Here is a 13,111-nt window from a genome sequence, read left to right as displayed (position 1 = left end):
GGGGACGGTACCAGGGGTAACGGCTATTACTTGAGGGTGCCGCTGCGCTTGGGATCGAGGGTGGCGATGCACGTCACGGCACGATCGCCGGCCTCCCAGGTCTCCTCCGTCGGGTACAGGACGTACACGCCGACGGTGTCGTCGAGCATCGCCTCGGGCGAGTAGGTCGCCAGTTCCTCGGGGCACCTGTTCTGCCACTCGTCGATGGCCTCGGTGCCCGGGTAGTCGCCGTCGGGCATGTTGAGCACCGCGTACACCTCACCGCCGTGCGGTTGCGCGCACTCGATGGTCGGCAGCGTGAGCACGCGGGCATCGGTCGGGATGTCGGAGATGCAGTCGCCGACCTTCATGTCGGTCGCGACGGTGGTGTCCTTCAGCGCAAAGATCCCGACGATCACGACGACGATGCCGATCAACACCACCAGGCCGAGGATCGAGAGCCCGATGATGAGGCCCTTCTTCGACTTCTTCGGCGGCGGGGGATAGGGCTGTCCCTGCGGTTGGCCGTACGGCCCGCCCTGATACGGCAGCGGCGGCGGAGGCGGCGGATAGCCGCCACCGGGCGGCGGCGGGGGCGGGTAGCCACCCGGCGGCTGGTGTGGCGGCGGCGGATACCCACCCTGCCCCTGCGGTGGTGGGGGCGGCGCCCCGTGGGGCTGATTCGGGTCTCCGGACGGCCAGGTCACCCCCGGAAGATAGCAGTATTCAGGCCAGGAAACTCAGGGCTGCGTCGACGGCCAGCGCGGGCACGTCGAGCGTCTTCGACCCGAGGTCGTGCCGGGCGCCGGTGACCTCGACGACCGCCGATGGCCCAGCCAGTAGCGCCGCGGCCGACCGCAGTTCGTCGATGGTGCCGAACGGGTCGGACGTGCCGTGCGTGAACACCGTCGGCACGGTGATGTTCGGCAGATGTTCGGTGCGCGATCGTTCCGGCTTCCCCGGCGGGTGCAGGGGATAGGAGAACAGGGTGAGCACGTCGACGGCGAGACCGGCGGCGACGGCCATCGACGTCATCCGGCCCCCGTAGGAGTGTCCGCCCGCGAGCACCGGGACGTCGGCCAGCATGCCCCGCACCAGGTCGACGGCCTCGACCACGCCCGCTTGATCGGCAGCGGCGGAGCCCGAGGGCGGCCCCTTGGGTCTGCGCCGCCGGTACGGCAGGTTGAACCGGACTGCGAGGAAGCCGCGTCGCGCCCACTCGTCGCAGACCCTTACGAGCATCGGGGCGTCGCGGCTTCCGCCCGCACCGTGGGTCAGCACCACTGCGCCGGTCGGCGTCCCTGCGGGTTCGTGCGCGACGCCTGCGATGGCCTTGAGGTCCATCAGCACTGGAGCCGGAACAACGCCGACACCGGGCCATGGCCGTGGCCGAGTGGATATGCGGCACGCAGGCATTCGGTCACCCACGCCTTGGCGAACGCGACGGCGTCGGGCACCGAGTACCCGTGGGCGAGCGCGCTGGCCGCGGCCGCGGCCAGCGTGTCGCCCGCGCCGTGGTCGTGACCCGTGTCGATGCGCTCGGCGTCGAACTCGTGGAACTCGGTGCCGTCGAAGAGCAGGTCCGGGCTGTGCGACGACGATTTCAGGTGCCCGCCCTTGACGAGCGCCCACGTCGGACCCAGATCGAGCAGCGCCCGCGCCGCGTCCCGCTGGGAGGCGGTGTCGACGACGTCGATGCCCGTGATGAGCCGGACCTCGTCGAGGTTGGGCGTGATCAGCGTCGCGATCGGGAACAGTTCCGACTTCATGGCACCGAGCGCCGACGGGTGCAGCAGCGGGTCGCCGTGCATCGATGCGCACACCGGGTCGACCACCAGGGGGGCGGCGGTCCCATCGGCAACCAGCCCCCGCCAGGTCTGCGCGACCGCACTGATGATCTCCGAGGACGCCAGCATCCCGGTCTTGGCCGCCTGGACGCCGATGTCGCTCACGACGGCTTCGATCTGCCCGGTGACGATGTCGATCGGGATCTCGTGAAACCCCTTGACGCCGACGGAGTTCTGCACCGTCACCGCGACGACCGCCACGCACCCGTGTATGCCGAGCATCGCGAACGTGCGGGAGTCGGCCTGGATGCCCGCGCCGCCACCGGAATCGGTGCCGGCGATGGTCAGCACCCGCAGCGGGGTCTCGCCTGGCGGCGTCAGAGGCAGGAAGTTCACGAGGTCAAGGGTAGATAGACATGGTTGCCGTGGTCGGCGAACTCCTGTGATTTGGCCGCCATGGCGTCCCGGATGTCCTGGGTGATGCGCATGGAACAGAACTTGGGGCCGCACATCGAGCAGAAGTGCGCGGTCTTCGCGGGCGCGGCGGGCAGGGTCTCGTCGTGATACGAGCGAGCCGTGTCGGGGTCGAGCGACAGCGCGAACTGGTCGTACCAGCGGAACTCGAAGCGGGCCTTGGACAGTGCGTCGTCGCGGCGCTGAGCGTGCGGGTGCCCCTTCGCCAAATCGCCGGCGTGCGCGGCGATCTTGTAGGCGATCACCCCGACCTTCACGTCGTCGCGGTCGGGCAGGCCGAGGTGCTCCTTGGGGGTGACGTAGCACAGCATCGCGGTGCCGGCTTGGGCGATGATCGCCGCCCCGATGGCAGACGTGATGTGGTCATACGCCGGGGCGATGTCGGTCGTCAGCGGGCCGAGTGTGTAGAAGGGCGCCTCCTCGCACAGTTCCTCCTCCAGGCGCACGTTCTCCACGATCTTCTGCATCGGGACGTGCCCGGGCCCTTCGATCATCACTTGCACGCCATGGGATTTGGCGATCTTGGTCAGCTCGCCGAGGGTGCGCAACTCGGCAAACTGCGCCTCGTCGTTGGCGTCGGCGATCGAGCCCGGGCGCAACCCGTCGCCGAGGGAGAACGTCACGTCGTAGCGGGCGAAGATCTCGCACAGCTCGGCGAAGTGCGTGTAGAGGAACGACTCGGTGTGCCGGGCGAGCATCCACGCGGCCATGATCGACCCGCCACGCGACACGATGCCGGTCACCCGGTTGGCTGTCAGTGGGACGTAGCGCAGCAGCACTCCGGCGTGCACGGTCATGTAGTCCACGCCTTGCTCGCACTGCTCGATCACGGTGTCGCGGTAGATCTCCCACGACAGTCTGGTGGGATCGCCGTCGACCTTCTCCAGCGCCTGGTACATCGGCACGGTGCCCACGGGGACCGGGGAGTTGCGCAGGATCCACTCCCGGGTCTGATGGATCTCGCGGCCGGTCGACAGGTCCATGATGGTGTCGGCGCCCCAGCGGGTGGCCCACACCATCTTCTCGACCTCCTCGGCGATCGAGGACGTCACCGCCGAATTGCCGATGTTGGCGTTGACCTTGACCGCGAACGCCTTGCCGATGATCATCGGCTCGCTCTCGGGGTGGTTGTGGTTGGCCGGGATCACCGCCCGTCCGCGCGCCACCTCGTCGCGCACCAACTCCGCAGGCATGCCCTCGCGCTCGGCGATGAACGCCATCTCGGAGGTGATCTCGCCGTTGCGGGCGCGCTGCAACTGGGTGCCGCGGTCGCGGACCACCCCGGGGCGTGCGGGCAGGCCCGCGACGAGGTCGATCGCCGCGGTGTCGTCGGTGTAGGGCCCCGAGGTGTCGTACAGGTCGAGGTGCTCGCCGTTGGTGAGGTTGACCCGGCGGAACGGCACCCGCGCGCCGTCGGGCAGCTCGCGGTAGGTCTTCGAACTGCCCGTGATGGGGCCGGTGGTGACGGAGACGGAATCGGACACGGCAGTCATCTGAAGAAGCTCCCTACGCCGGCATTACCCGGTCAGGTTCATACGGTCGACGGCCCGCTAGCCGTCCTCTCAGCGCACTGGTGTGCGCTCCCGCGCGGACCTCGTCAACGTACCGCAGGGTCTGCGGGATCGACAGTGGGGATTCCCGGACGGCCGCGGGAATAGAACTTGCCCCGAGATCTTTTGCATAGCTAACATATGTTTTTCGGGCAGCGTCGCCCGCGACCGAAGCCGATGACGACTGAGACGATGATGACGACGAATCCCGAACTGGCCGCCCACCCCGACGCAGGCACCATCGCCACCGCACGCAGGCGCAGACGGATGGATCACGACCACCCGCACTACAAGTGGATCGTGTTGTCCAACACCACGTTGGGCACGCTGCTCGCGACGATCAACGCGTCGATCGTGCTCATCTCGCTCCCCGCCATCTTCCGCGGCATCGGCCTCAATCCGCTGGCGCCGGGCAACGTGAGCTACCTGCTGTGGATGCTGATGGGCTACCTCGTGGTGACCGCGGTCCTGGTGGTGCCGTTCGGCAGGCTCGGGGACATGTTCGGCCGCGTCCGGATCTACAACTACGGCTTCGTCGTGTTCACCGTCGCCGCCGTCGCGCTGTCCTTCGACCCGTTCCACCTCGGCGGCGGTGCGGTGTGGCTGATCGGCTGGCGCGTGGTGCAGGGCATCGGCGGCGCCATGCTGATGGCGTCGTCGTCGGCGATCCTCACCGACGCGTTCCCGGCCAACCAGCGCGGCATGGCGCTCGGGGTGAACATGGTGTCGGCGGTGGCCGGATCATTCCTCGGCCTGCTGATCGGCGGATTCCTGTCGGAGTGGCACTGGCAGGCGATCTTCTGGGTCGGCGTGCCCATCGGCATCGCAGGCACGATCTGGAGCATCCGGTCGCTACGTGAACTCGGCGTCAAGACGCCAGGCCGGCTGGACTGGGCGGGCACGGCGACCTTCGGCCTCGGGCTGACCATCCTGCTGATCGGCATCACGTACGGCATCCAGCCCTACGGCGACGCTCCGACCGGCTGGACCAGCCCATGGGTGCTCGGCGCCATCGGGCTGGGCCTGGCCCTGCTCGTCGCGTTCTGCTTCGTCGAACTCCGTGTCGACTCGCCAATGGTCGACCTGCGACTGTTCCGCTCGGCGTCGTTCGGGATGGGCAACCTCGCCGGCCTGATGTCCTCGGTCGGCCGTGGCGGTCTGCAGTTCATGCTGATCATCTGGCTGCAGGGCATCTGGCTTCCGTTGCACGGCTACGACTTCGAGTCCACACCGCTGTGGGCGGGCATCTACCTGCTGCCCGTCACCGTCGGCTTCCTGGTGGCCGGGCCCATCGCGGGCTCGCTGTCGGACCGCTACGGTGCGCGACCGTTCACGGTGGGCGGCATGCTGCTGATGGCGGCGTCGTTCATCGCGCTGCTGCTGATCCCGGTGAACTTCGACTACTGGGTGTTCGCGATCCTCGTCTTCCTCAACGGCCTCGGCGGCGGCATCTTCACCGCACCCAACACCGCCGCGATCATGTCGAGTGTGCCTGCGGCGCAACGCGGTGCGGCCTCCGGTGTGCGGGCGACGTTCTTCAACGCGGGCTCGTCGCTGTCGATCGGGATCTTCTTCTCGCTCATGATCGTCGGGCTGGCCAACTCGCTGCCGTCGGCGATGAGCACCGGGCTGCAGGCTCAGGGCGTGTCTGCCGCGGTCGCGCACGACGTGGCCCACCTGCCGCCGGTGGGCAGCCTGTTCGCCGCGTTCCTCGGCTACAACCCCATCGAGGAACTGCTGGCGCCCTCGGGCGCGCTGCACCAGCCCGGGGTGAACGCCGAGGTGCTTACCGGTCAGACGTTCTTCCCGCAGTTGATCACCGGGCCGTTTCACGCCGGACTGACGGTCGTGTTCGTCGCCGCCGCGGTGATGATGCTGATCGGCGCCGCCGCGTCCCTGTTCAACCCGGGCCGCTACGGCTCATCGGAACAGGGCTCATCGGAGTAGGGCTCATCGGAGTAGGGCGCCGCGGACGTAGAGGTCCTCGAACCGCCGGACGATGATGGTGCCCGCCGGGGCCATCGTGGCGATCTCGATGTTGTCGTCGGCGACCTCCTCGGCCCAGTCCCGCGGCCAGCCGCCGTCGACGAGGCTGGTCGAGAATGCCAGCACCAGGTCGTCGCGGGTCATGCCGGAGTCGACGATCATCGCCGTCGTGGTGGCCCGGTGCGATGCCGCGCCCGCGAATCCGCGACTGCACCCGCACCCGTTCTCGGGGTCGTTGCGGTCGCGGTCGCAGGGGTCCTGCAGCCAGACCAGTTCGCCTTCGACGCAGTAGTGGTAGTCGCGTGGATTGGTGCCCTGGGTCAGGCCGGTGGCCACGAGGATCTTCATGACGCAGACGGTACGAAGGCGCACCGACATCGACGCGGCTACGACAGGTCGACCAGCACCGGCGCGTGATCGCTCGGTGCAGGAGTGCCCTTCTTGCCGGGCTTGCGCTCGTCGCGGGCGATTTCTGCGTGCGTGACGCGCGCCGCGAGCGCGGGGGAGCCGAGGATGAAGTCGATGCGCATGCCCTCCCGGCGCGGGAAGCGCAATTGCGTGTAGTCCCAATAGGTGTAGGTGCCCGGGCCCGGCGTGAACGGACGCACCACGTCGGCGAAGTCGGCCTCGATGGCGCGGAACGCCGTGCGCTCCCGTTCGGTCACGTGCGTGCTGTGCTCGAACACCTTGGGGTCCCAGACGTCGTCGTCGGTCGGCGCGATGTTCCAGTCACCCACCAGGGCGACCGGCTGTTCCGGGTCGGCCGCCAGCCAGTCCCGGGCCGACTGGTGCAGTGCGGCAAGCCATTCCAGTTTGTACGCATAGTGCGGCGAGTCCACGGTGCGGCCGTTCGGCACGTAGAGGCTCCACACCCGGACGCCGCCGCACGTCGCGCCGAGGGCCCTGGCCTCCGATGCCTCGTCCCACATGGGCTGGCCATCGAAGCCGCTGGTGACGTCGGTGATCCCGACCCGCGACGCGATCGCGACGCCGTTCCACTGGTTCGTGCCGACGTGGGCCACCTCGTAACCGAGTGCGGCGAACGGCATGGTGGGGAACTGCTCGTCCTTGCACTTGGTCTCCTGCATGGCCAGTACGTCGACGTCGGCTCGTTCCAACCAGCCGGTGACCCGGTCGATGCGCGAGCGGATGGAGTTCACGTTCCAGGTGGCGATGCGCACCCGTCAAAGGCTACGGGCGTCGACGTACCGCGATCGGTGGTGGGTGCGGAACCCCATGGCCTCGTACAGATCGATCGCCGGGCCGTTGTCGACCTCGACCTGCACGTACGCCCGGGTCGCCCCGCGGTCGGCGCCCCACGCGAGCAGGGCCGAGCAGATTCCGCGGCCGTGGCCGCCCCTGCGGGCCTCCGCGGCGACGTGCACGGCCGACAGACCCACCCAGCGCGTGCCGTCCGGTGCGGTCGTCACCGCAGCGCGGGCGACGGCCGTGTCGGGGATCGTCGCGAACGCCGCCTCGCCGTCGACGACGGCGGTCAGCACGTCGTCGGGGACGCCGCGCGGATCGACCGCGCGCCACGGTTCGTCCGGTCCACCCGAGAGCGTGACGTCGGACGGTGGGCCGGCCGTGTCGACCTCACCGACCATGACCAGGTTCTCGCCGTCGACCGCGATGCCGTCCGGCAGGCGCAGCAGCCGATCGGGCGCCGCGACCAGTGGTGGCACGCCACGCTCGGCGTACCAGTCGACGATCGCGGGCAGCGTGGCCGGGCCCGCCCAACCCTCGAGTGGCACGGCCGAATTGGCGCGCCGGGTGTGTCCGCGCCCGAACCGCAGCAGCCAGCCGTCGATCCACCGCTGCTCGGCCCCCGGCCACCCCAGGGCGGCGGCGTGTTCGAGGTTGCGGATCTGCGACGTCCGCACCGGCATCTCGGGGATCAGCCGCACCGCCTGCACGTCTCGTGCATCGACGGTCACCAGCTCGCCGCGGCGGGTGCGGATGACGATCGTCGGGCCGGACCGTTCGACGTGGCCGATGACGTCGGTGTACGGCCGCTCGGCGGGCTCGGGCAGCCGGTAGCGCAGGCTCACCCTGGCGCCCTCGGGCGGCAGCAGCACGCTCAGTGACCGAACGGGTCGGGGTCCTCGCCGGGCATCCACGTCAATCCGGGCACGCCCCAGCCGTGCGACTTGACGCTGCGCTTGGCGGCGCGTGCGTGCCTGCCGACCAGCCGGTCGAGATAGGTGAAGCCGTCGAGGTGTCCGGTCTCGTGCTGGAGCATCCTGGCGAACAGTCCGTTGCCCTCGAGCGTGATGGGCGTGCCGTCGGCATCGAGGCCGGTGACCCTCGCCCACTCGGCGCGCCCGGTCGGGAACGACTCGCCGGGAACCGAGAGGCAGCCCTCGTCGTCGTCGTCGGGGTCCGGCATGGTCTCGGGAACCTCGGAGGTCTCCAGTACCGGGTTCACCACCACCCCGCGGCGGCGGGTCGTGCGGCCTCGCTCGTCGGCGCAGTCGTAGACGAACACCCGCTGCGCCACGCCGATTTGATTGGCGGCCAAGCCCACTCCGTGCGCGGCGTCCATCGTGTCGTACAGATCGGCGATGAGATCGGCCAAACCGGGCGGAAGGTTTCCGTCGTCATCGACGGGGACGGGACTGGTCGCAGTGTGCAGGACGGGATCACCCACGATGCGAATCGGAACGACGGCCACGCACATGAGATTAGTGAGCCAGCTTCGGTGAGCCGACTCGCGGGTCACATCACGGCTCAACCCCGCTGACCGTGATTGAATATCGCCGTTACCAACGGATTGTCGTCGATATCTTCGGAAGGGCCCTGGAAAAAGACTATGGACGGCGCCATCGCACGGACTGACAAGTCCGGAGACGACTCTGCGCTCACCGATGGGCTGACCCGACGCGAGCACGACATCCTCGCCTTCGAACGGCAGTGGTGGAAGTACGCAGGGTCCAAAGAGGACGCCATCAAGGAGTTGTTCTCGATGTCGGCCACCCGCTACTACCAGGTGCTGAACGCCCTGGTGGACCGCCCCGAGGCGCTGGCAGCCGACCCCATGCTGGTCAAGCGGCTCCGCCGGTTGCGGGCCAGCAGGCAGAAGGCGCGAGCGGCTCGCAAGCTCGGCTTCGACGTCACCTGACCGTCGAGGCATCGGCTGCCGGGAACGGCGGGGTAATACAGTGGGTGCGATGAATCAGCGAGAATCCTCCGGGTTGCCCCTGCGCGCGATCGTCATGGTGCTGCTCTTCCTGGGCGTCGTATTCCTGCTGGTCGGCTTCCAGTCGATGGGCTCCGATTCGGACTCCGACAGCGACTCCTCGACGGTCGTCAGCACGGTCACCGCCAGCCCGACCAGCTCAGCAGCCGACGAGGCGCCGCCGGCGAAGGCCGACGTGCGCGTGTTCAACGTCTCCGAGGTCGCCGGCGCGGCCGAGGGCGTGGCCACCCGCCTGCGCGACGCCGAGTGGAACGTCACCGAGACCGGGAACCTGAACATCCCGGACGTCCCCGAGACCACCGTCTACTTCGGCGAGGCCCGCGGTGAGGAAGAAGCCGCCCGCGAAGTGGGCAGGCTCATCGAAGCGCCCGTCGCGCCGCGCACTCCCGAACTGGCAGAGCAACCGCCCGGCGTGGTCGTGCTGGTCACCGGTTAGGCTTTTGGCATGCCGATTCCAGCCTCGCTTCGATTCCTGGGCGCCGCGGCGCTCATCGTCCCGGTCGCGGCCGCATGCTCGCCCAACGAGCCCATTGCCACCCAGCCCGGCACCACCCCGCCGGTGTGGACGGGCTCACCGGCGCCATCGGCCGGCGGCGAAGGCGGCGAGGGTGGCGGCGAAGCCGAGGCGTCCGGCGGCGGGGAGACCCTCACCGCCGACCTCAAGTCACCCGACGGCACCACCGTCGCGAGGGCCGAGTTCGTGTTCGAGGACGGCCACGCCACGGTCACGGTCCAGACCACGTCGCCCGGTCAGCTGACCCCCGGCTTCCACGGCATGCACATCCACTCCGTCGGCAAGTGCGAGGCCAGCTCGGTCGCGCCGACCGGCGGCGCGCCCGGCGACTTCAACTCCGCCGGCGGCCACTTCCAGGCGGGCGGGAACAGCGGTCACCCCGCCAGCGGCGACCTCACCTCGCTGCAGGTGCGCGAGGACGGTTCGGCGATGGTCGTAACGACGACCGACGCGTTCACCGCCGCCGACCTGCAGGCCGGCCAGAAGACGGCCATCATCATCCACGAGAAGGCCGACAACTTCACGAACATCCCGCCCGAGCGCTACACCCAGGTGAACGGCACCCCTGGACCGGACGAGACGACGATGGCCACCGGTGACGCAGGCAAGCGCGTGGCGTGCGGTGTCATCTCCGGCCAGTAAGGCTCCGGTCAGACCGCAGCGCATCGACTTCAAGGGGTCGGCGCGGCCGACGATCGGCGTCGAATGGGAGTTCGCGCTCGTCGACCCCGAGACCCGTGAGCTGAGCAACGAAGCCGCCGCCGTCATCGCGGAGATCGGCGAAAGCCCGCGCGTCCACAAGGAACTGCTGCGCAACACCGTCGAGGTCGTCACCGGCATCTGCGACAACTCGGCCGAGGCGATGGACGATCTGCGGGCCACGCTCGCGCCGGCCCGCAAGATCGTGCGCGACCGCGGCATGGAGCTGTTCTGCGCGGGCACGCACCCATTCGCCGAGTGGTCGGCCGAGCAGCTGACCGACGCGCCGCGCTACGCCGAGCTGATCAAGCGCACCCAGTGGTGGGGCAGGCAAATGCTCATCTGGGGCGTGCACGTGCACGTCGGAATCTCCTCGGCGCACAAGGTGATGCCGATCATCACCTCGCTGCTCAACCAGTACCCGCACCTGCTGGCGCTGTCGTCGTCGTCGCCGTACTGGGCGGGCGGCGACACCGGCTACGCAAGCAACCGGGCGATGATGTTCCAGCAGCTGCCGACGGCCGGTCTGCCGTTCCACTTCCAGGAGTGGTCGCAGTTCGAGCAGTTCGTCCATGATCAGAAGAAGACCGGCATCATCGACCACATGAACGAGATCCGTTGGGACATACGGCCTTCGCCTCATCTGGGCACGGTCGAGGTCCGGATCTTCGACGGGGTCTCGAACATCGCCGAACTCGGCGCGCTGGTCGCTCTGACGCACTGCCTCATCGTCGACCTCGACCGCAGGCTCGAAGCCGGTGAGCACCTCCCCACGATGCCGCCGTGGCACGTGCAGGAGAACAAGTGGCGCGCGGCCCGGTACGGCCTCGACGCGGTGATCATCCTCGACGAAGACAGCAACGAGCGTCTGGTCACCGAGGACCTCGACGACATCCTGAACCGGCTCGAGCCGGTGGCGAAGTCGTTGGGCTGCGCCGACGAACTCGCCGCCGTGTCGAACATCTACGCCACCGGGGCGTCCTACCAGCGGCAGCGCCGGGTCGCCGAGGAGCACGACGGCGACCTGCGGGCCGTGGTGGACGCGCTCGTCGCGGAGCTGGAGCTATAGCGATGGTCGGCGGGCAAGACGCTGCGAGAGTCATGCCGATGTTCCCGCTCGAATCCGTGCGGCTGCCCGGCGAGGACCTGCCGCTGCGGATCTTCGAACCGCGTTACGCCGCGCTGGTGCGCGACTGCCTCGCCGGCGAGCGCGAATTCGGCGTCGTCCTGATCGAGGCCGGCCGCGAGGTCGGGGGCGGTGACCGTCGCCTCGACGTCGGCACGCTGGCGCACGTGGTCGAGGCCGACGATCAGGGCGAGGGCCGCTACCGGATCCTGTGCGAGATGCGCGGGCGCATCCGGGTCGAACGCTGGCACGACGACGAACCGTATCCGCGGGCGTCGGTCGAGCCATGGCCCGACGAACCGGGCAGGGCCGTCAGCGGTGCCGAGATCGAGGACGTCGAGAACCGCGTCATGGCGGTCTTCGAGCGGTTGGCCGACTCCCAAGACAAGGTCCTGCCGCCCAAGCGCGAGCTGCTCGGCGAGCCCGAACCCGGTGACGACGCCGGAAGACGACTGTATGCGTTGGCCGCTCGCGTCCCGATGGGCCAGGCCGACCGGTACTCGGTCCTCGCCGCTCCGTCGGCCGCCGATCGGCTCGCGGCATTGAGCGAAGCCGTCGAGACCCTCACCGCGATGATCGAATTCGAACTCGACGCCCCGACCGCCGAGGACTGATCAGGCCGGCTCGGTCAGGCTTCGTCGCGGTGCGCGTCGTCGCGTTGCGCCATCTCGTCACGACGCAGCAGGTCGTCGCGGAAGGCCTGCTCGCGATACGCCAGCTGGCCGACGCGGTTGGCGATCACCGGTGCCGTGATGAGCGTGAACAAGCCCGCGAGGATCAACATGCCGACGTCGGGGTGTCCGCGTAGCCGGATCGCCGCGCCGGTCAGCACCAGGAGCAGCCCGAGGACCTGCGGCTTGGTCGCGGCGTGCATGCGCGTGATCGTGTCGGGGAAGCGGACCACCCCGATCGCCGCCGTCAACGCGAATACCGACCCGCTCAGCACGAATGCCCCGGCCAAGACGTCGAGTACGTTCACTGACTTCCCCCGTCGCGGTCCCGCACCCGGAAACGAGCGACGCTGACCGACCCGACGAAGCTGATTAGCGCGAGCGCGGTCAGGCTGTAGGTGACCGTCGTGTCGAGGCTGTACGCCGCCCACGTGCCGATGCCGCACATCATCACCGCGACGAAGGCATCGAGGGCGACCAGGCGGTCCAGCGTGCCGGGCCCGGCCAGCAGCCGATACATGGTGATGGCGGAGGCCGTGATCAGCAGTACGGCCGCGATGATCCACACGGTGTTCACTGGACCTCCCTCTCCGGTGCCGGCCGCCAGTGCGGGTCGCGCTCGAACGTCGCGATCAACAGTCGTTCGACCTCCGCGGCCTCGTGATTGAACCGGTTCACCGCGCGCTCGGTACTCACGTCTAGCACGTGGATGTAGAGCAAGCGCCGGGTCTGGTCGATCTCCAGGACGATGCCACCGGGAATGAGGTTCATGATGTTGGCCGCCAGCGCCAGCACGAAGTCCGACTTCAGTGCGAAGTGGACCCGCAGCACGGCCGACTGCGGCGGCGGCCCTGGCTTGATCGCCAGCCACGCCAGCTGCAGCGACGACATCAGCAGGTAGTACGCCACCCGAAACACCAGGCGCGCCAGCGAAAGTGGATGCAGCCTGCCCTCGATGGGCACGGACGGAAGCGGCAGCAGCACGGTGATCCCCAGCGCAACCACCAACCCGCTCAGGACGTTCGCCGCCGAGAGGTTGCCCCACAGCAGCACCCACACCAGCATCAGCCAGCACAGCACCCACGCACGCAGCAGAATCTTCCGCTTGCTCCAGTCTCGTTTCACG

At 68.9% G+C, this 13,111-nt stretch carries 17 protein-coding genes and 1 riboswitch; of the genes, 6 read left to right on the top strand and 11 right to left on the bottom strand.

The window, feature by feature from the left end; all coding sequences use genetic code 11:
- Positions 1–26 precede the first annotated feature (26 nt).
- From LOK44_RS12890 to thiC, 4 genes are all read right to left on the bottom strand, one after another.
- Positions 27–686, bottom strand: a complete 660-nt coding sequence (locus LOK44_RS12890; RefSeq protein ID WP_237570345.1) for a septum formation family protein — start codon at positions 684–686, stop codon at positions 27–29.
- A gap of 19 nt (positions 687–705) precedes the next feature.
- Positions 706–1,323, bottom strand: a complete 618-nt coding sequence (locus LOK44_RS12885) for an alpha/beta hydrolase family protein (RefSeq protein WP_237570344.1) — start codon at positions 1,321–1,323, stop codon at positions 706–708.
- A complete protein-coding gene (gene thiD / locus LOK44_RS12880; RefSeq protein WP_237570343.1) occupies positions 1,323–2,162 on the bottom strand; it encodes a bifunctional hydroxymethylpyrimidine kinase/phosphomethylpyrimidine kinase in 840 nt (279 codons plus the stop codon). Before thiD ends, LOK44_RS12885 begins: the two co-directional genes overlap by 1 nt.
- Positions 2,159–3,733, bottom strand: a complete 1,575-nt coding sequence (gene thiC, locus LOK44_RS12875; RefSeq protein WP_237570342.1) for a phosphomethylpyrimidine synthase ThiC — start codon at positions 3,731–3,733, stop codon at positions 2,159–2,161. Before thiC ends, thiD begins: the two co-directional genes overlap by 4 nt.
- Positions 3,727–3,837, bottom strand: a riboswitch (TPP riboswitch). Its footprint overlaps the gene before it by 7 nt.
- A gap of 130 nt (positions 3,838–3,967) precedes the next feature.
- Between thiC and LOK44_RS12870 the strand changes: the two genes are divergently transcribed.
- Positions 3,968–5,737, top strand: a complete 1,770-nt coding sequence (locus LOK44_RS12870) for an MFS transporter (protein ID WP_372481231.1) — start codon at positions 3,968–3,970, stop codon at positions 5,735–5,737.
- A gap of 3 nt (positions 5,738–5,740) precedes the next feature.
- On the opposite strand, the gene LOK44_RS12865 is transcribed toward LOK44_RS12870, so the two are convergent.
- Genes LOK44_RS12865 through LOK44_RS12850 form a run of 4 tightly spaced genes read right to left on the bottom strand, consistent with a single transcriptional unit; the run spans position 5,741 to position 8,450 of the window.
- On the bottom strand, positions 5,741–6,124 hold the full coding sequence (locus tag LOK44_RS12865; RefSeq protein WP_237570341.1) for a DUF7715 family protein: 384 nt from the start codon (positions 6,122–6,124) through the stop codon (positions 5,741–5,743).
- Between the two features lie 38 nt (positions 6,125–6,162).
- Complete coding sequence (locus tag LOK44_RS12860) at positions 6,163–6,957, bottom strand: exodeoxyribonuclease III (protein WP_237570340.1); 795 nt, start codon at positions 6,955–6,957, stop codon at positions 6,163–6,165.
- A gap of 3 nt (positions 6,958–6,960) precedes the next feature.
- A complete protein-coding gene (locus tag LOK44_RS12855) occupies positions 6,961–7,854 on the bottom strand; it encodes an N-acetylglutamate synthase, CG3035 family (RefSeq protein ID WP_237570339.1) in 894 nt (297 codons plus the stop codon).
- A gap of 2 nt (positions 7,855–7,856) precedes the next feature.
- Positions 7,857–8,450 carry a peptide deformylase gene (locus tag LOK44_RS12850; RefSeq protein WP_237570338.1) on the bottom strand — a complete coding sequence of 198 codons (594 nt, stop codon included), beginning with the start codon at positions 8,448–8,450 and terminating at the stop codon, positions 7,857–7,859.
- 138 nt (positions 8,451–8,588) lie between these two features.
- Between LOK44_RS12850 and napA the strand changes: the two genes are divergently transcribed.
- From napA to LOK44_RS12825, 5 genes are read left to right on the top strand one after another with little or no spacing between them, the layout of a single operon-like run.
- Positions 8,589–8,897 (top strand): nucleoid-associated protein NapA, encoded by a 309-nt coding sequence (gene napA, locus LOK44_RS12845; RefSeq protein WP_163919333.1) that lies wholly within the window; start codon positions 8,589–8,591, stop codon positions 8,895–8,897.
- A 49-nt stretch (positions 8,898–8,946) separates the two neighbouring features.
- Positions 8,947–9,411, top strand: coding sequence for a LytR C-terminal domain-containing protein (locus tag LOK44_RS12840; protein WP_237570337.1), 465 nt, complete (start codon positions 8,947–8,949; stop codon positions 9,409–9,411).
- 9 nt (positions 9,412–9,420) lie between these two features.
- On the top strand, positions 9,421–10,131 hold the full coding sequence (gene sodC, locus LOK44_RS12835) for a superoxide dismutase[Cu-Zn] (protein WP_237570336.1): 711 nt from the start codon (positions 9,421–9,423) through the stop codon (positions 10,129–10,131).
- The gene (locus LOK44_RS12830; protein WP_237570613.1) at positions 10,112–11,257 is read left to right on the top strand and encodes a glutamate--cysteine ligase; all 1,146 of its coding nucleotides are present in this window, start codon (positions 10,112–10,114) and stop codon (positions 11,255–11,257) included. Before sodC ends, LOK44_RS12830 begins: the two co-directional genes overlap by 20 nt.
- Positions 11,258–11,289: 32 nt before the next feature.
- On the top strand, positions 11,290–11,928 hold the full coding sequence (locus LOK44_RS12825; RefSeq protein ID WP_237570335.1) for an LON peptidase substrate-binding domain-containing protein: 639 nt from the start codon (positions 11,290–11,292) through the stop codon (positions 11,926–11,928).
- Positions 11,929–11,942: 14 nt separating this feature from the next.
- On the opposite strand, the gene mnhG is transcribed toward LOK44_RS12825, so the two are convergent.
- The 3 genes from mnhG to LOK44_RS12810 are packed head-to-tail and all read right to left on the bottom strand — an operon-like array spanning position 11,943 to position 13,110.
- Positions 11,943–12,293 carry a monovalent cation/H(+) antiporter subunit G gene (mnhG, locus tag LOK44_RS12820; protein ID WP_237570334.1) on the bottom strand — a complete coding sequence of 117 codons (351 nt, stop codon included), beginning with the start codon at positions 12,291–12,293 and terminating at the stop codon, positions 11,943–11,945.
- Positions 12,290–12,562, bottom strand: coding sequence for a monovalent cation/H+ antiporter complex subunit F (locus LOK44_RS12815; protein WP_237570333.1), 273 nt, complete (start codon positions 12,560–12,562; stop codon positions 12,290–12,292). The genes mnhG and LOK44_RS12815 overlap by 4 nt, the downstream gene beginning before the upstream one ends.
- The gene (locus tag LOK44_RS12810) at positions 12,559–13,110 is read right to left on the bottom strand and encodes a Na+/H+ antiporter subunit E (protein ID WP_308192736.1); all 552 of its coding nucleotides are present in this window, start codon (positions 13,108–13,110) and stop codon (positions 12,559–12,561) included. The genes LOK44_RS12815 and LOK44_RS12810 overlap by 4 nt, the downstream gene beginning before the upstream one ends.
- Position 13,111: the final 1 nt, after the last annotated feature.

The organism is Mycolicibacterium lacusdiani (genome assembly GCF_021916785.1).
Classification (GTDB): Bacteria; Actinomycetota; Actinomycetes; order Mycobacteriales; family Mycobacteriaceae; genus Mycobacterium; species Mycobacterium lacusdiani.
This window is presented reverse-complemented; position numbering and strand designations above follow the sequence as displayed.

Excerpts from the sequence above, each read along its gene's own strand:
- LOK44_RS12840 (WP_237570337.1), top strand. The coding sequence starts at position 8,947 with ATGAATCAGCGAGAATCCTCCGGGTTGCCCCTGCGCGCGATCGTCATG.
- napA (WP_163919333.1), top strand. The coding sequence starts at position 8,589 with ATGGACGGCGCCATCGCACGGACTGACAAGTCCGGAGACGACTCTGCG.
- sodC (WP_237570336.1), top strand. The coding sequence starts at position 9,421 with ATGCCGATTCCAGCCTCGCTTCGATTCCTGGGCGCCGCGGCGCTCATC.
- thiC (WP_237570342.1), bottom strand. The coding sequence starts at position 3,733 with ATGACTGCCGTGTCCGATTCCGTCTCCGTCACCACCGGCCCCATCACG.
- LOK44_RS12865 (WP_237570341.1), bottom strand. The coding sequence starts at position 6,124 with ATGAAGATCCTCGTGGCCACCGGCCTGACCCAGGGCACCAATCCACGC.
- LOK44_RS12870 (WP_372481231.1), top strand. The coding sequence starts at position 3,968 with ATGACGACTGAGACGATGATGACGACGAATCCCGAACTGGCCGCCCAC.
- LOK44_RS12825 (WP_237570335.1), top strand. The coding sequence starts at position 11,290 with ATGCCGATGTTCCCGCTCGAATCCGTGCGGCTGCCCGGCGAGGACCTG.
- LOK44_RS12885 (WP_237570344.1), bottom strand. The coding sequence starts at position 1,323 with ATGGACCTCAAGGCCATCGCAGGCGTCGCGCACGAACCCGCAGGGACG.